Below are 16,333 nucleotides of genomic sequence, written 5' to 3'. Positions count from 1 at the left end.
CCTCCGCCTCAGGCTCGGCGGCCATGGGCCTCTGAGCCGCCGTCACACGTCATGATGCACGCGGGGACGCGTATGCCTCAGGTGAACACGCGGGCCAGCGCGGCCAGTACGTCCAGGCGGCTCGCCGGAGCGGCTCGCACACCGAGGTGGCCGTCCGGGCGGATCAGGAGCGCGGTGGACCCCTCGGCGCCGTACGCGCGGCGGAACTCCCCGGCTCCGTCGCGGATCACCGGCAGCAGCAGGCCGGGCGCCTCGACGCCGTCGGCGAGCAGTGCGTAGCAGGTCAGCTCGCCCCGGGCCACGTTCCTCGCCTCGTCGGCGAGTTCGTCGAAGTCCGCGGCCCGGTCGGCGGAGTCGGCGTAGAGCAGGAGGACGTGGTCGCGCTCCCGCAGCAGGTCGAACAGGCGCAGCGGGAAGGCGCAGAGCGCGTCGCGCAGCCCCGTGCAGTCGGGCGCGCGATCGCCGGCGGCCGGTCCCGGTCCCGGTCCCGGTCCCCCGGTCGCGTCCCGCTCGACTACGGGGCTGCCCCGGTAGGAGACGAGCAGTTGGGCCTCGCGCGTCATCACGGTGGCGGGGTCGTCGGGGTCGGCCTGCACACCCTCGGCGGCGTGCCGCACCGTACGGCCGACGACCTCCTCTCCGACCGGTCTGCGTTCCGCCTCGTAGCTCTCCAGGAGCCGGGGCTGTGCGACGCCCTTGACAGCGAGCGCCAGCTTCCAGGCGAGGTTGTACGCGTCCTGGATGCCGGTGTTCATGCCCTGCGCGCCGGTGGGCGGGTGAATGTGCGCGGCGTCACCGGCGACGAAGACCCGGCCGTCGGCGTAGCGGTCCACGATCCGGTGGCTGATGCGGAACACCGACGACCAGCGCAGCGCCGACGCGGTGCACGGCACCGGCGAGAGTCGTTCGAGCACCTTCTCGATGTGGTCGATCCGGGGCGTCTGACCGTTGTCCGGCCCGTGCGCCGGCTCGCCCGGCTCCGCCGCGTCCGGGGGCCGGTGGTGCGACAGCTCGGGCGGGACCGTCGTCGACACCCGGTAGCGGGACCGGCCGGGCAGCGGGATGCACACCAGCAGGTCGTCGACGGTCCCGTCCTCGGCCCGGTGCATGGCGCGCACCCCGTAGCCGGCGGGCAGTTCCCAGTCCAGCTCGACGTCGGCGAGCATGTACTCCTCGGGGAACGCGCCGCCCTCGAAGGACAGACCGAGCTGTCTGCGTACGACGCTGTGCGCGCCGTCGCATCCGACGAGGAACTCCGACCGGACCTCACGGTCCTCCTCGGCGGCCGTGCGCAGCCTGCTGGTGACGCCCTTCGCGTCCTGGGTGAAGGAGACGAGCGCGGTGCCGCGTTCGACGTGTGTACCGTGAACCGCGAGGCGCTCCTCCAGGATGCGCTCGGTCTCGTACTGGGGCAGCGCCGCGAAGCCGTACGGCACTTCGGGCGGCAGCGTCAGCTCGATCCGCGCCTGTTCGGCTCCGTTGACGTACACGAGCTGTCCGCGCACGGGCACCGCGGCGTCCAGCGCCGCCCGCGCCACTCCGGAGCGGTCCCAGATCTCCAGCGTTCTCGGCTGGACGCCCACGGCCCTGGCGTACGGCTGGCGTTCGGGCAAGAGGTCCACGAGACGGCAGTCGACGCCTCGGCGCCGTAGTTCGAGTGCCGCGGTCAGGCCCACCGGGCCCGCGCCCACGACCAGGACCTGGGTGTCGTCGGTCATGTCCGTCCTCCCGACGGTGCCCTCGTGCGGACACGCTCCCTTTCCATGCTGGCGCCCCCGACGGCCGACGGCCACCGGACGGGGGGATCCGCGCATACGAGTCTCCCGGTAGGCCGGAGCCGGCCGACCCGTCGCTCGGTCGGTCAGTGGGTCAGTCGGTGAGCGCGACGACGGCCCGCACCCACTTGCCCGCCGAGGCCGACTGGCTCTCCACACTCCGGCACAGGGCCTTGACGATCTCCAGGCCGTGCTGGCCCACCCGCCCCGGGTCCGGCTGCCGGACCACCGGAAGGACGGGACTGGAGTCCCACACCGCCACCTCGAGGGAGTCGGCGCGCGCTTCGAGCTGCACCAGGCAGGAGCCCCGCGCGTACTTGAGGGCGTTGGTCACCAGTTCGCTGACCACGATCTGGGCCGTGGCCGTCGCCTGGCGGGACACGGTGGCGTCGCAGGCCGACTGCAGGTGCAGGAGGAACGACCGGACGAAGTCCCGGGAGTCGGAGATCAGTCCCGAGCCCAGGGAGGTGTCGTAGGCCACGGCCGCACGTACGGGCCGCGTGCGCGGCTCGTCACCGCCGCATTCGTCCACTGCCTGATGCATGAACCGGTGCCTCGCCCCTTTGCCGTCCGACGTGTCGTCCCTCTTCCTCGGCCCCGTCCCCGCTGGGGGAGCCGTCGCGTCCGCGCTCATCTGGCGGTGATGACGAGAGCGGCCTGGTCGTCGTCCACGTCACCGCCGCCGGTGAACCTCCGTACGTCGGCGGTGACGGCTTCGAGGACGTCCTGCGCGCTCGGCCGGTGCGGGGCGGCGGCCAGCGCGCGGGCGAGCCGCTCGTCGCCGTACTGCTCCCGGCTCGTCGGGGGATGGCATTCGGTGATGCCGTCGGTGTAGAGCAGCAGGCTCTCGTGCGGCCGGAGCAGGAGGCTGCGCACGCGTGGTTTCGCGTCGATGCCGATACCGAGCAGGCCGCCCTCGGCCTCGACGGTGGTGACGTTGTGCTCGGCGTCGAGCAGCAGGGGCAGGGTGTGGCCGGCGCGCACGAGGTCGACGGCCAGGCCCTCCGGCGTGGAGGTCATCCGGCCGCAGATGAGGGTGACGAAGCCGTTGCCGTAGCCCGCCGGCCGGTCGTTGAGCGCCTTCGCCACGGCCTCGACGACCTCGACCGGGCCGGGCAGCAAGGGGGCCACGGCGCGGGCGGTGTTCCGGACCAGGGCCGTGGTGGTGGCGGCGAGCGCGCCCCGCCCGCAGACGTCGCCGAGCACGAACGCCCAGGATCCGTCGTCGAGCGGGAACAGGTCGTAGAAGTCGCCGCCGATCTCCAGGCCCTCGCCCGCGGGGTGGTAGTGGGCGGCCAGCTCGGCGCCGGGGATGTCGGGCAGGTCGGGCAGGAGCAGTCCGGTCTGCAGGTCCCGGGCGAGGGCGACGCGCTGCCGGTACTGCCGTGCGTTGCGGGCGGCGGAGGCGGCGCGGCGCGCCAGCTCCTCCGCCAGCGCGACCTTGTGGCCGTCGAAGGAGTGCTCGGCGGTGGACAGCAGCGTGAGCACCCCGAAGGGCCGGCCGCGGTCCGTGAGCGGGATGCACAGGTAGCCGGTGACGCCCAGGTCCTCCCAGGGGCCGGGGCCGGTGGGCGTGCGGCGGGCCACTTCGGTGATGCCGGACGTGAACACGCGCGACACGGCGTCCTGGTCGGCGGGGCCCCGTATGTGGGCGGCCAGGAGGGCACTGTCCTGCGCGGTGGGTGCCGCCACCGCCACGCGTCGCAGACGGCCGGCGTCGAGGACGTCGACCGCGGCCAGGGGCGCCAGGGTCGGGGTGCACAGGGTGGCCGCCCGGTGCAGGATCTGCGTCTCGTCCAGGATGGCCGCGAGGGCGTTGCTGGCCGACAGCAGGAAGGCGAGATCGTCGCGGGCCGCCTTCTCGCGGGCGTCGGCGGCCTGGCGCGCCTGCTCGACCCGGTGCCGTTCGACGGCCAGGGCGGCGGTGTCGGCGAAGACGCGGGCTAGGGCGAGGTCGACGTCCAGCGGGGCGCGCGGCGTCCGGTGGTACATCGCGAAGGTGCCCAGCAGACGTCCGTCGCGGGCCAGGACGGGCGTGGACCAGCAGGCCGCGACGCCGGCCCGCACGGCCAGGTCCCGGAAGTCCTTCCACAGCGGGTCGGCGGCGATGTCGGTGACGACGACCCGCTCCCGCCGGAAGGCGGCGGTGCCGCAGGAGCCGGCCCCCTCCCCGGTGGCGATGCCGTCGATGGCCCGGTTGTAGAACTCGGGCAGGCTCGGGGCCGCTCCGTGGCGCAGGTGCCGTCCGTCCTCGTCGGCGAGCAGCACCGAGACGATCACACCGGGGGACAGTTCCTCGATCGCCCGGCACATGCCGTCCAGCACGACCTCGAGCGGGGCCTGCCGGGCGATCTGCTCCAGCAGCACCCGGTGCTCGGCGGCCAGTCGCTGGGCGTGCTTCGCCTGGGTGGTCTCCACGCCGATCATGCGGACGCCCACGACGTTGCCGCCCGCGTCCCGGCGCGCCTCGTAGGTGAAGTCGACGAAGATCTCGTGAGCCCCGGCGCCCCTGCCCAGGACGAACCGGACGTCCCGGCCCACATGGCGCTCGCCGGTGCGGTACACGCGGTCCAGCGCGGCGAGGAAGTCCGGCGTGGCCAGCTCCGGCACCAGCTCCCCGAGGGGCACGCCGGTGCGCTGCCGTCCCCCGCCGCCGATGACGGCGAAGAAGGCGGGGTTGGCCGACTCCAGGACGTGGGCCGGTCCGACCAGGGACGCGAACAGCGCCCTCGACTGGCCGAAGAGCACCGACAGGTCGTCCTCGGCGTCCGGCGCCCTGCGGACGCGGCCGGCCGGGAACGCGGCAGGGGGCGTCAACCTCCGCTTGGGCTTGGCCGTCATCCCCGTCTCCCCTCCCCCGCGGTCCGCGGCCGCGTCCCGGCCGTTAGGTCATCCAGCAAATCATGCCCTACCGTCCTGACCAGCGCCTCGTCCACGGTCGGGTGCACGGGGATGGGCCCGTCCAGGCCGGTCAGGGAGAACGCCCGCCGCACCGAGGCCGGCGGGGCGGCGACCCGCAGCACCGCGCCGTGCGGCAGCAGCCGCTGGTACAGCCGGACGAAGGCGCCGATGCCGGAGGAATCGCAGAACAGCAGGCGGGAGCAGTCGGCCACCACGAGGGTCGGGGCACCGCCCCATGTGGCGTCGGCGTCGGCATCCGTAGTGACCACGGCGGCGGAAGGCCCGGTGAAGGCGGTGCCGTAAGGGCCGGTGAAGGCGCTGCGGGAGGTTTCTGTCACCGCGGTGTCCGAGGCCTCGTGGAACTGCACCACGCTCTCGTGGTCCAGCTCGCCGCTCAGGCCGAGCACGAGGGCGCGACCGGATCGCACCACCTCCACCGAGAACACTCGCGCCGCACCTTTCACCCGATCGGTCTTCGGTATGCCGACTCCATGCTAAATACTTCCGCCGCCACGATGTCCCGGGTCCCCGCCGTCCGGGCGCGGTGCGCGCGGCGGAGGCGACGGAGTCGGCGAACCCGCAGGTCGATCGCGTTGAACAGGTCCCGGCGGCCGGACAGAACAACGCGAAGACAGCCCAGCAGGGCGTCAGTCAGTCCCCGGGTCACGACCGCCGGAACCCGAGTATCAGCATCAATGTCAGTCCCCCCTGCCAAGATCCCGGACATGCTCTACGACGCCCTGGTGGCCGCATCCCGTGTCCATGACTCGCTCGACGACGTGCGATGCGCCGCGCTGGACCGCGTGCGCTGGCTCGTCGACCTGCTGGAACGCCGGCGGTCGGAGTCCGGCTGCGACCCGTCCGTATGGCAGGGCCCGGACGCCTACGAGCGGTGGCAGGCGGCGTGCGCGGCGACCTCGGCCGAGATGGACCGGCGGCTCGCGGACTGCGCGGACGACGACGGCAGGGCCGCGGTGCTGTGCCTGATGCTGGCCGCCCGCTTCGACCAGCGGGGCTTCTGGCAGTACGACACCGAGATAAAGGCCCTCGTCCGGCGGGTGGACGGCTGGACGACCGACGAGGTCGCGGTGATGCTGCACCGCACCGCGCAGTACGACATGGGCTTCTGGTTCGCCGCGTCGCTGGGGACGACGCTGGACGTGGCCGAGCGGCTCGGCGCCGACGGACACCGGGCGCTCGCGCCCTGGCTGCGGCGCGCCCACGCCAAGCTGATGCGGGCCGATGTCGAGACGCGCCTGCGCATCGGGCTCGCCGGCCGCCTGCGTGAGCTGCTCGCGAGCATCGACGAGGCGTGGATCCCCGATGGGCTGATCCCCCCGCACGCCCCCTGGGCCGCCCCGCTGCGCGACCGCGCGCAGACCACGCCGACGGCGGGGCTGGCCGGCCTCGTCCGTCATCTGGCGAGCCTGACGGGACCGCGTCCCACCCAGCGGTGGCGGCGGACCTGTCTCACGCTCGTGGACGCGGCCTCGGCGCGTGGCCTCGTCTCCGGCCTGCTGCGGGCCCTGACCGAGGACGATCCGAGCTACGACGGGGTCGGCGACGCGGACACCGGCCGGCCCGAGGGCGGCCACCCCTGGAACTCCGTCGTCCGGCGGGGCGACGCGGACCTGGCGCGCGGTGTCGTCTGGGCGGCCGCGCTGACCGGCGGGCCGGAGGCCGTGCCCGGGCTCGTCGCGCTGGCCCTGCGGGCCGGCCTCGGGCCCGGCCTGAGCGAGGACCTCAAGCTCGCGGGCGCGGCGATCAACGCGCTGGCCGAGGTGGGCGACGCGACGGCGCTGGAGGCCCTGTGGCAACTCCAGGCGAGGATCAGGCACCGGGCCCTGCGCAAGCAGGTCGACACCGCGCTGGTGACGGCCGCCGCGCGGCAGGGCATCACGGCGGGCCAGCTCGTCGAGCGCAGTGTGCCCGCCCACGGCCTGACGCCGGACGGCTCCGTGGAACGCGAACTGGGCGGCCACCGGGTCCGGTTGGCCGTCGAGGACGCGACGACGGCAGGGCTCACGTTCACCACCCCCGGTGGACGGGCCTCCCGCACCGCGCCGGCGGCGGTGAAGGAGGGGTTCCCGGACGAGCTGAAGGAACTCAAGGCCCTGGCCAAGGAGGTGCGGGGCACTCTGGCGGGCGAGCGGGCCCGCCTGGAGTCGCTGATGTCGGCAGAGCGCGAGTGGCCGTACGAGGAGTGGTGCCGCCACTACCGCGACCATCCGGTGACCGGAGTGGTCACCCGCGGTCTCATCTGGGAGTTCCAGGACGCCGACGGTGGGTGGCACGCGGTGGCGCCCGGGGCCGAGCCGCCCGCCGGGTGCGGGCGTGTCCGGCTGTGGCACCCGATCCGCGCCCGTGCGGGCGAGGTAGGGGCGTGGCGGGCGCGGATCGTAGCCGACCGGGTGCGGCAGCCGTTCAAGCAGGCGTTCCGGGAGATATACCTGCTCACTCCGGCGGAGGAGGCGGCAGGCGTCTACTCCAACCGCTTCGCCGCCCACATCGTGCACTACCGGCAGCTGTACGCGCTGTTCAAGGAACGCGGCTGGTCGGCGAACTTCCTCGGCGCGCACGACGGCGGCCACGACGGCAGGGCGCGCGCGGAGTTCGGCGACGGCGAGTGGCGCGCGTGCTTCTACCACGAGCCCGCCGGCGACGGCTACGGCTACGCGCCCGAGCACGCGGCCACGGACCAGGTCCGGTTCGCGCGGCGGGACGGGCGGCGCTGGCGCGAGGCCCGGCTGTCCGAGGTGCCGCCGCAGGTGTTCAGCGAGGCGATGCGGGACGTGGATCTCTTCGTGGCCGTGACCTCCATCGCGGCCGATCCCGAGTGGGCGGACCGCGGTGAGCACCGCTGGACCGACTACTGGCGGAGTGCCACCTTCGGCGAGCTGACGGCGAGCGCCGAGATCCGCCGCGAGGCGCTCGCGCGGATCCTGCCGCGCCTGCGGATCGCCGACCGGTGCACCCTCGACGGCCGCTACCTCGTCGTCCGGGGCGACCTCACCACCTACCGCATCCACCTGGGCTCGGCCAACATCCTCATGGCACCCGACGACACCTACCTGTGCGTCGTCCCCGCCCGCCGCGCGACCGGCGGCAAGGTGTTCCTGCCCTTCGAGGACGACCGCCTCTCCCTGATCCTCAGCAAGGCCCTCATGCTGGCCGCCGACACCGCGATCACCGACGCGTCGGTCCTGGCGCAGATCAAGCGCGGCGGGTGAGGGGGAACGTTCGGCTGCCCGCTCGCGTCGTGCTTCTCCAAGGGCCGGGCTGCGGTGGCCCGAGGGAGAGGGGAGACCGGGTGGGTGCGGGCGAGTTCGCCAAGTGGGTACGGCGGTTCGAGGAAGAGCGCGAGCGCAGGCGGGCCCTGGGAGACCCGGCCTGGGAGCGGGGCGCGACCCTGCATCCGGCGGTGTGGGCCGGCATCCAGCGCTTCCAGGTGGGCGAGAACGGTGACGGCGCCAATCTGGTCGCCAAGGCCGACGAGGCCGGGGACCCCGACTACGCGCGGGCGGTCAGGCTGTTCGTCGCCGAGGAGCAGAACCACGCCCGGCTGCTCGCCCTGCTGCTGGCCGCGGGCGGTATGCCGACCCTGGCCGGCCACTGGAGCGACACCGTCTTCGTACGGCTGCGGCGGCTGATGGGTCTGCGGCTGGAGCTGCTGGTGCTGATGATCGCGGAGGTGGTGGCGCTGCGCTACTACCGCGCCCTGCGTGACGGCACCGGCGACCGCCTGACGTCGGACGTGGCGGCCCGGATCCTGGCCGACGAGCAGCGCCATGTGCCCTTCCACTGCGCGCGGCTGCACTCCTGCCTCGCGCAACTGCCCCGGCCGGTGCGGCGCCCGGTACTTGGCCTGTGGCGGCTGCTCCTGCTCGCGGTGACGCTCGTCGTCGCCGTCGACCATGGCGGGGCACTGGCCCGGCTCGGCGTCGGGCGCCTGCGCTTCGTCTCCGACGTCATGGCCTCCTCGGCCGAGGTGACCGCCGCGATACTGACCCCCCGGCCGGACACGTGGTCGAGCGGGGGGTGACGCTCTCCGGGAGAGGCGCGGGAAACTGCCAGGGCCGGGAGCGCTGCTCTCACCGCGCGCCGAGTCCTCCGACACGTCCTGCACGTCCTGTACGTCTGCACGTCCTACTCGACGGACAGCACGGCAGCCTGATTCTCGCGCAGCGCCCCTCGCTCGGCGGCGGTGAACTGCGGCGCGCAGAGCCGGGGGCGCAGGGGCCCCACCAGGGCCGAGGCCAGGACGCCGGGGCTGAGCAGTGAGGCGGGCGGGGCCTGGAGGGTCACGACCTCGGTCAGGGCGGTCGCCGCGTGGAAGGAACCGGTCGCCGCGCGGGAGAGCCGGGTGACGTAGCGCTGCAGAAGCCGGTCGGTCAGGGCCGGTTGCCTGCCGAGCGTGGTGGGGTAGTGAATGTCCTGGCCCACGGCGAGCGACCAGGCGGCCGCGACCGGGCGGGCGATCGCGCGCTGGGCGCCACGCGCCATGCCGGCGGCCGTCGCACCGTGCCGGCCGAGTGTGTCGCGCAGCGCGAGTGCCCCCTGCGCGGCGACGGACATCCCGTGGCCGTACACGGGGTTGTACGCGGCCACCGCGTCGCCGAGGACGACCAGTTGCTCGGGCCAGACCTTCAGACGCTCGTAGTAGCGGCGCTCGTTGGCGGTGCTGCGGGTGACGGAGACCTCGGTGAGCGGTTCCGCGTGCGTGAGCAGATCGCCGATGACGGGGTGGCGCAGGCCGCGGGCGAAGGACGTGAAGGCGTCCGGGTCGTGGCCGGGGTTTCCGCCGCGGGTGCCGGCCAGGCTCACCATCCAGCGGCCCCCCTCGACCGGCACCAGCACGGCGCTCCGGCCCGGGCCGGGCACCCGCGGGCTGGCCTGGACGCTGACCACGGGCCACGGGAAGGCGTCACCGCCCGGGGCACGGAAGGTACGGCTGGCGTAGGCCAGACCTGAGTCGATACGGTCCTCGGCGAGCCCCCCGACACCCAGTTCGCCCAGCCACCGCGGCATGCCGGAGCCCCGCCCGGAGGTGTCCACGACCAGGTCGGCCGCCAGGTCGGTGGCCGGGTCGCTCGCGCGGTCGGACCGCGTCCTTACCCGCACCCCGGTGACACTGCGGCGGCTGCCGAGCAGACCCACCACGCGGCTGCCGGAGTGCACCGTGACGCGCCGGTCCGCGAGGACCTGTTCGCGGACCACGAAGTCGGTCAGGTCCCGGCTGCACGCGATCAGATACTGCGTGGCGCGCTGCCACCGCCGGAACCAGCCCTCCGTGGAGTAGACGACCATGTCGGTGGTGATCGGGACGCGGCGCGCGCCGGCGGCCAGCAGGCGCTCGGTGGTCCCGGGCAGCAGCGCGTCGATCGCGTCGGCGCCCCCGGACATCAGGATGTGGGCGTGCCGGGCCTGCGGGACACCGGGGCGCGGACCGGGCCCGGCGGCCGGGAAGGCGTGGGGCTCGACGATGTCGACGCGATCGTAGTGGTCCTTCACCGCGGCCGCGGCGAGCATGCCGGCGAGGCCGCCCCCGACGACGACGGCACGGGTGCCGGCGGTGCGCTCGGCACGATCGGCGCGGCTGCCTGCGGTGGGAGCGGTGCGTGCGCCGCGCGTGCGGAGGACACGCGGGACACGGGGGACACGGGGCGATCCACTCATGACGGGCTGCTTTCTGCGGGGGCGCGGTGACGGCGGCGGGACTCTTCGACGGCCGGGGCGGTCATCGCGCGCGAGATCGCTATCAAGTCCCGCCCGCGCCAGGCCACTTCGACGTCGGTGGTGTTGGGCACCGGCCCCGACACCCGGTGGGCGCGACGGTTGCGCTCGGCCGCGACGGCGATCATGGCGGCGTCCGCCGTCGCCGCGGCCCGTGTTCCGTCCTCGCCCCGGTCCCGGGCGGCGCGGTACGCCCGGCCGCGCACGTCGCGGTCGAAGTAGGGGGCGACGGCGAGGAGCGCGTCGTAGATGGCCGTCTTCCGGCCGGTCAGCCGCATCGGGAAGTCGATCTCCCACCACTCGAACGAGACACGCACGGCCGTCGGGCCGGCGACACGACGCAATTCTCGCCACAGCGGCGCCAGTTGCCACAAGTCGGCGGCCGCCCGGACCTGTTCGGCGACCCGTGGCCCGGCCAGCGGCAGGACGAATCCCGTGATGCCCATGACGGCTGCGGGCAGCGCGAACACCACCGCCACGTCGTTGAGGACGTCCCCGTCCCGCCCGGCCCAGCGGGCGGCGACCCCGAGCAGCTTGCTGGTGTCGAAGCACAGGTGCATCAGATAGGCGCCGGCCAGCATGAGCAGCCCGCCCCGCAGGGACCCCCGCACCTCGCGCGACCAGCGCCAGGACAGCACCCCGGTGACCACCGAGGCCGCGCCGTGCAGGACCAGATACGTGACGATCATCTGGCCGATGTACGGCGTGGTGGCGTAGTACATGTCGAACCGGGTCGTCTGCTCCACCGGGGCGTCGCCGCACCGGAAGAGCACGACGATCGCGAGGATCGCCGCCGCGTACACCGCGGCGCACAGCCGGGACGCGCGCCGGGTCTGCTCCGGCGGCGCCGGCCGCCAGTGGACGAACAGGAGCAGGCTGGCACCGGAGAACGCCGTCATCACCGAGTACACCAGGGGCGCCGAGAAGTTCGGCACCCCGGCGAGCCGGTTGACCCGGGGGATCGTCCCCGGCGCGGCGAAGAACATGATCCCGGCGCCGAGGAGGAGCATGAGGCAGGCCAGGCGCAGCAGCACGTCGTGCGGGCGCCTGAGCAGCGCGGGAATCTTCAGGGCGCAGGCGAACAGCAACAGCGCGGCGGTGACGTAGAAGGAGAATCCGCCCGTCACCGGCTCACGCCTCCGCTTTCCACGGCACCGGGTTTCCGTCGGGGGCCGTCAGGACCACGGGATGCCGCGGTGCGCCATGGAGGCGCGGATCCGGCAGGAGAGCACCCCGGGATCGGCCGAGGAGCAGGCATCCTCCAGGAAGGTGCGGACGTCGGTGGCGAACCGGAAGCCGAAACGGTCCGCCTCCCGCTCGTCGGGGTGGTCGGCGTCCGCGCGGGCGGCGAAGTGCAGTGCGGCGTCGTGCCGCGCGGGCAGGGCGGCGAGATCGTCGTCGTCGGAGACCAGCCGCACCAGCTCCTCGACCACCGCCGCGGCCTCCCGACGGGCCCGGGGGGCCGCGGGACCGCGCTCGGTGCGGTTGACGCAGTGCCCCTGGAACATGTGCCAGACCTCGTGTCCGATGATCACGAGCTGGTGGTCGGGGTCCGTCTTCTCCTCGTAGGCGATCAGGTCGTGCTCGGCGCGGTCCACCCACAGCCCGCTCGCCGTGTGCGGAGGGAAGGCGAAGCCGCGCAGGTGTACGGGGCGTCCCCGGACCTGGCTGAGGGTGTGGCCGAGAGCGGCGAAGACCGACGCCTCGTCGGACGCCGACCGCTGCAGGTTCGCCACGAGCCGGTCGCTGAGCCGCCGCATCTCCTTCGTACCGGCGTGTCTGGCCCGCCCCCTCGGCGCGCCCGCCCGTCTGCCGTGCGCCGCGGACCTCCGGCCGGAGTCCCCCGTGCTGTCACTCATCCCATGCCCATCTCACCAGGTGTGCGGCACGCCACCGCCCTGCGCGGAGGAATGCCGGTTCCCCCCTCGGATCCGCCGGGTCGGCCGGGTCCGGCCGGGGCGGGTGCGCCGGCCCGGGTGGTTGCGCCGGGCCGGGTGACGCGATGTCGGCAGGACCGTAGCCGGTGGGGAGCGGGCCGACCAGACCGGATCAAGCCCAATTGCGATCAAAGGCAAGGGGGGACGGACGCGCCCGAGATGCCGCGCGGCTCCGGCCGACTTACGCTGACCATGGCTCCCTGAGCCACGACTGCCCTGGTCACGGACCGGAGCGGACCCTCGCGTCCGCCTCCTTCACCTTCCGGTCGGCCGGACGCTTCGCGCTCTCCCTGACGGGCGACGGCACCCGTGCCAGGGCAGTCCGCCGCCCTTCCCCTGCTCTGACCGAAGTCGCGGCCCCCATCGCGGACTTCGCGAAGGTCACAGGCTGGCAGCCACCCCCGGCAAAATCGAATCAACCTGGGGTTAGCATATGAGCGCTGCCTAGCTCGAAAGATGATCCTGTGACTGTCAACGACGACTCGTTCACCAACTGGAAGAACCGCGAAGAGATCGCGGAGTCCATGATCCCCATCATCGGGAAGCTGCACCGCGAGCGGGACGTGACGATCCTGCTGCACAGCCGCTCCTTGGTGAACAAGTCGGTGGTCAGCATCCTCAAGACCCACCGGTTCGCCCGGCAGATCGCCGGCGAGGAGCTCACGGTCACCGAGACGCTGCCGTTCCTGCAGGCTCTCACCACGCTCGACCTCGGCCCGTCCCAGATCGACCTCGGCATGCTCGCCGCGACGTACAAGGCCGACGACCGCGGCCTGACGGTGGAGGCGTTCACCGCCGAGGCCGTCGCCGGCGCCACCGGCGCCAACAAGATCGAGCGCGGCGAGGGACGGGACGTCGTCCTCTACGGCTTCGGCCGCATCGGCCGCCTCGTGGCCCGCCTGCTGATCGAGAAGTCCGGCTCCGGCAACGGGCTGCGGCTGCGCGCCATCGTGGTGCGCGGAGGCGGCGACCAGGACCTCGTCAAGCGTGCCTCGCTGCTGCGCCGCGACTCCATACACGGCCAGTTCCAGGGCACCATCACCGTGGACGAGGCGAACAGCACGATCGTCGCCAACGGCAACGCGATCAAGGTGATCCACGCCAACGACCCGACCGAGGTCGACTACACGGCGTACGGCATCAAGAACGCCATTCTCATCGACAACACCGGCAAGTGGCGCGACCGCGAGGGCCTGTCGAAGCACCTGCGCCCCGGCATCGACAAGGTCGTCCTGACCGCGCCCGGCAAGGGCGACGTCCCCAACATCGTGCACGGCGTCAACCACGACATGATCAAGCCGGACGAGCGGATCCTGTCCTGCGCGTCCTGCACCACCAACGCGATCGTCCCGCCGCTGAAGGCGATGGACGACGAGTTCGGCGTACTGCGCGGCCACGTGGAGACCGTCCACTCGTTCACCAACGACCAGAACCTGCTGGACAACTACCACAAGGCGGACCGCCGCGGCCGTTCCGCGCCGCTCAACATGGTCATCACCGAGACCGGTGCCGCCTCCGCCGTCGCCAAGGCGCTGCCCGACCTCAAGGCGAAGATCACCGGCAGCTCGATCCGCGTCCCGGTGCCGGACGTGTCCATCGCGATCCTGAACCTGCAGCTCGCGCGCGAGACCGACCGCCAGGAGGTCCTCGACTACCTGCGCCATGTGTCGCTGACCTCGCCGCTCAAGCGCCAGATCGACTTCACCAGCGCCCCCGACGCGGTCTCCAGCGACTTCATCGGCTCGCGCAACGCCTCGATCGTCGACGCCGGCGCCACCAAGGTGGACGGCGACAACGCGATCCTCTACCTCTGGTACGACAACGAGTTCGGCTACTCCTGCCAGGTCGTCCGCGTCGTCCAGTACGTCTCGGGCGTCGAGTACCCGACCTACCCGGCCCCGGCGGTCTGATCCCAGCACGCTCCGGACCCGGCCCGGCGTCCCCACGGCCCGGACGCCCGGACGCCACCGCACCGCGCGTGACGCGCCGTACGGTGGCGTCCGGACCGGCGAGCCGGAACCGTCCGTTGGACGGACCGCCGTCGGAACCGCCCGTCGGCACGTCCGTCGGCACGTCCGTCGCACGGGCCGGCGGACAGGCCGACGCACACATCTCCGGTCGGCCGGTGGCCGCCCTGCTCAGGAGATCAGCTCGGCGCGGCCGTCATCAGCTTCGCGAACGCGGCCATGCACAGGGAACAATGAGCTGTCCGCTCCCCGTGGGACGCGTCGAGTCGTTCGGCGAAGCGCTGCCCGCACAAGGTGGCATGTGCCTGCTTGGCCACCACGTGCCATACCAACGCCGCGCCCGTTTTCTCCGGGCCCACGCACATCTCGTACATGATCGGCCTCCCAATCGTGGACGCCTTTCTCACTCCAGGAGAACCTGCGCAAGCGTCAAGGGCGAAACGGGCGCAGCCCATTCGGGTGATGGCGGCACCACCGCCGCGTTCCCACCAGCGGGTTTGCGGCATCCCCTGCCTCGCCGCCGATCCGAGGGTGTCGCGTGTCACGAACGGCGCGTCGTGATCGCCCTGCCTGGTCTGCGGGGAGCCGTCGATGTCACGATGGCGCCATGCAGCACGACTCCCGGACAACAGTGCACGTCACACGTCACCCCCGCGTCTTCGAGATCGCGGTGCGCGGCGAGGTCGACTACGACGAGTGCGACCTCCTCCAGGCCGCCTGGGCCGAGGCCGAGGAGACCGCGCTGCCCGTCACGGTGGTGGACCTGTCCGCGGTCACCTTCGGCGACAGCGCGCTGCTCAACGCCCTGCTCGATGCCCGGCGCCGGCACAGCGCGGCGGGGCGTGAGCTCGTCCTGCTCGGCCCCCTGCACCCGGCGATCCGAAGACTTCTCACGGTCAGCGGCACCCTGGAGCACTTCACCGTGACCGACTCCCGCAGCACGGCCCTGCGCCTCGACCGGCCCTGAAACGACCGCGGACCGGGACCGAGGCGACCGGGGTCCGCCGCTGAAGGGACCACGGACCGGCCCCGAGGGGAACCGCGCACCAGGCCCGCGGCGACCACGAGCGGCGCGGTCACGCACGGCGACGACGACCGGAACGGCGGCCAGGGGCAGAACGTCACGCGCCCCGCCCCCGGAAAGACGGGAGCCGGCCCCGCCGCCCGCGTACCGGACGCCGGAACCGGCTCCTGGGAAGGTCCGGCGACCGCGGCCCGCGACCGCCCATCCGCCCGGTGCGGGCAGGCTCCGCGGTCGTCAGCCCAGGTCGGCGCCGCGCGAGGCCGCGTCGGTCTCGGTCGACGCGCCCGCGGTCGCCAGCTTGCCGCCGGAGCTCTCCAGGTGCGCCCGGACGAACCACTGGAACTGCTCCAGGTCACGCAGCTGTTCGATGAGCAGGTCCTCGGTCGCCGGGTCGGCCTCGGCCGCCTCCTTGATCGCGGCCCGCACGTCCTTGATCACGCCGGTGTAGACGAGGTCGAGGGCGCCCAGGTGCGCGATGGCGTCGGCCCGGCCGATCGAGTAGTCCTCCCACTTCCGTTCCTCGACGAGGGCACCGGGGGTCCCCTGCGCCACGCCGCCGAGCGCCGCGATGCGCTCGGCCACGTCGTCGGCCATGTCGCGGACGCGGTCGACCTGCGGGTCGACCATCTCGTGCACCGCGATGAAGTGCGGGCCGACCACGTTCCAGTGGACGTGCTTGAGCGTGAGGTGGAGGTCGTTCAGCGCGTGCAGGCGCATACGGAGCAGACCGATGAGCCGGCCGGCGGCGTCGAGCTCCACGCCGGGAACCGTGTACTCGGGGGTGAGGTCCTGTGCCATGTGTTCCGTTACCTCCATGTCGTACGTGTGGCCCCTGCACTCATGCCCCGTCGAGCCGGGGACAGACGTACTTCCCCGTGCTCGGGGACCGAACGGGCCAGTGCGGCCCCGCACGGACGGCAGGCCGGGGAGCTGCAACCGTTCACCCGGTTTGTTCGGAACAAGGGGTGCACGGCCGACCGGCCCGACGGGCCCGCC

At 73.1% G+C, this 16,333-nt stretch carries 13 protein-coding genes; 4 read left to right on the top strand and 9 right to left on the bottom strand.

Going from position 1 to position 16,333, the window contains the following annotated elements:
- Positions 1-77 precede the first annotated feature (77 nt).
- The 4 genes from ACF1A5_RS07645 to ACF1A5_RS07630 form a co-directional block, all read right to left on the bottom strand.
- Entirely contained in the window at positions 78-1,718 is a 1,641-nt protein-coding gene (locus ACF1A5_RS07645) for an FAD-dependent monooxygenase (RefSeq protein WP_392191914.1), read from the bottom strand.
- A gap of 151 nt (positions 1,719-1,869) precedes the next feature.
- Positions 1,870-2,319: an ATP-binding protein gene (locus tag ACF1A5_RS07640; protein ID WP_392191913.1), complete on the bottom strand. Its 450-nt coding sequence runs from the start codon at positions 2,317-2,319 to the stop codon at positions 1,870-1,872.
- An 86-nt stretch (positions 2,320-2,405) separates the two neighbouring features.
- On the bottom strand, positions 2,406-4,616 hold the full coding sequence (locus tag ACF1A5_RS07635) for a SpoIIE family protein phosphatase (protein WP_392191912.1): 2,211 nt from the start codon (positions 4,614-4,616) through the stop codon (positions 2,406-2,408).
- Positions 4,613-5,122 carry an STAS domain-containing protein gene (locus tag ACF1A5_RS07630; protein WP_392191911.1) on the bottom strand — a complete coding sequence of 170 codons (510 nt, stop codon included), beginning with the start codon at positions 5,120-5,122 and terminating at the stop codon, positions 4,613-4,615. Before ACF1A5_RS07630 ends, ACF1A5_RS07635 begins: the two co-directional genes overlap by 4 nt.
- A 249-nt stretch (positions 5,123-5,371) precedes the next feature.
- Between ACF1A5_RS07630 and ACF1A5_RS07625 the strand changes: the two genes are divergently transcribed.
- The gene (locus ACF1A5_RS07625; protein WP_392191910.1) at positions 5,372-7,906 is read left to right on the top strand and encodes a DUF4132 domain-containing protein; all 2,535 of its coding nucleotides are present in this window, start codon (positions 5,372-5,374) and stop codon (positions 7,904-7,906) included.
- 80 nt (positions 7,907-7,986) lie between these two features.
- Complete coding sequence (locus ACF1A5_RS07620) at positions 7,987-8,718, top strand: ferritin-like domain-containing protein (protein WP_392191909.1); 732 nt, start codon at positions 7,987-7,989, stop codon at positions 8,716-8,718.
- A gap of 104 nt (positions 8,719-8,822) precedes the next feature.
- On the opposite strand, the gene ACF1A5_RS07615 is transcribed toward ACF1A5_RS07620, so the two are convergent.
- The 3 genes from ACF1A5_RS07615 to ACF1A5_RS07605 all read right to left on the bottom strand — a co-directional run bounded on the left by ACF1A5_RS07615 (position 8,823) and on the right by ACF1A5_RS07605 (position 12,268).
- Complete coding sequence (locus ACF1A5_RS07615) at positions 8,823-10,205, bottom strand: pyridine nucleotide-disulfide oxidoreductase (RefSeq protein ID WP_392192102.1); 1,383 nt, start codon at positions 10,203-10,205, stop codon at positions 8,823-8,825.
- Between the two features lie 143 nt (positions 10,206-10,348).
- Complete coding sequence (locus ACF1A5_RS07610; RefSeq protein WP_392191908.1) at positions 10,349-11,536, bottom strand: MAB_1171c family putative transporter; 1,188 nt, start codon at positions 11,534-11,536, stop codon at positions 10,349-10,351.
- 48 nt (positions 11,537-11,584) lie between these two features.
- Complete coding sequence (locus tag ACF1A5_RS07605; RefSeq protein WP_392191907.1) at positions 11,585-12,268, bottom strand: toxin-antitoxin system, toxin component; 684 nt, start codon at positions 12,266-12,268, stop codon at positions 11,585-11,587.
- A 542-nt stretch (positions 12,269-12,810) separates the two neighbouring features.
- Here ACF1A5_RS07605 and ACF1A5_RS07600 point away from each other — a divergent pair.
- Positions 12,811-14,256 carry a glyceraldehyde-3-phosphate dehydrogenase gene (locus tag ACF1A5_RS07600; RefSeq protein ID WP_392191906.1) on the top strand — a complete coding sequence of 482 codons (1,446 nt, stop codon included), beginning with the start codon at positions 12,811-12,813 and terminating at the stop codon, positions 14,254-14,256.
- Between the two features lie 236 nt (positions 14,257-14,492).
- Here the strand turns inward: ACF1A5_RS07600 and ACF1A5_RS07595 are convergent, their stop codons facing one another.
- Positions 14,493-14,687 carry a hypothetical protein gene (locus tag ACF1A5_RS07595; RefSeq protein ID WP_392191905.1) on the bottom strand — a complete coding sequence of 65 codons (195 nt, stop codon included), beginning with the start codon at positions 14,685-14,687 and terminating at the stop codon, positions 14,493-14,495.
- 233 nt (positions 14,688-14,920) lie between these two features.
- Here ACF1A5_RS07595 and ACF1A5_RS07590 point away from each other — a divergent pair, with 233 nt between their 5' ends.
- Positions 14,921-15,280: an STAS domain-containing protein gene (locus ACF1A5_RS07590; RefSeq protein WP_392191904.1), complete on the top strand. Its 360-nt coding sequence runs from the start codon at positions 14,921-14,923 to the stop codon at positions 15,278-15,280.
- A 291-nt stretch (positions 15,281-15,571) separates the two neighbouring features.
- On the opposite strand, the gene dps is transcribed toward ACF1A5_RS07590, so the two are convergent.
- Entirely contained in the window at positions 15,572-16,135 is a 564-nt protein-coding gene (gene dps, locus ACF1A5_RS07585) for a DNA starvation/stationary phase protection protein Dps (protein ID WP_392191903.1), read from the bottom strand.
- Positions 16,136-16,333 lie beyond the last annotated feature (198 nt).

This window comes from Streptomyces sp. NPDC014864 (assembly GCF_043081525.1).
Classification (GTDB): Bacteria; Actinomycetota; Actinomycetes; order Streptomycetales; family Streptomycetaceae; genus Streptomyces.
Note: the sequence above shows the minus strand (reverse complement) of the source record. Positions and strands in the feature narration are given on the sequence as shown.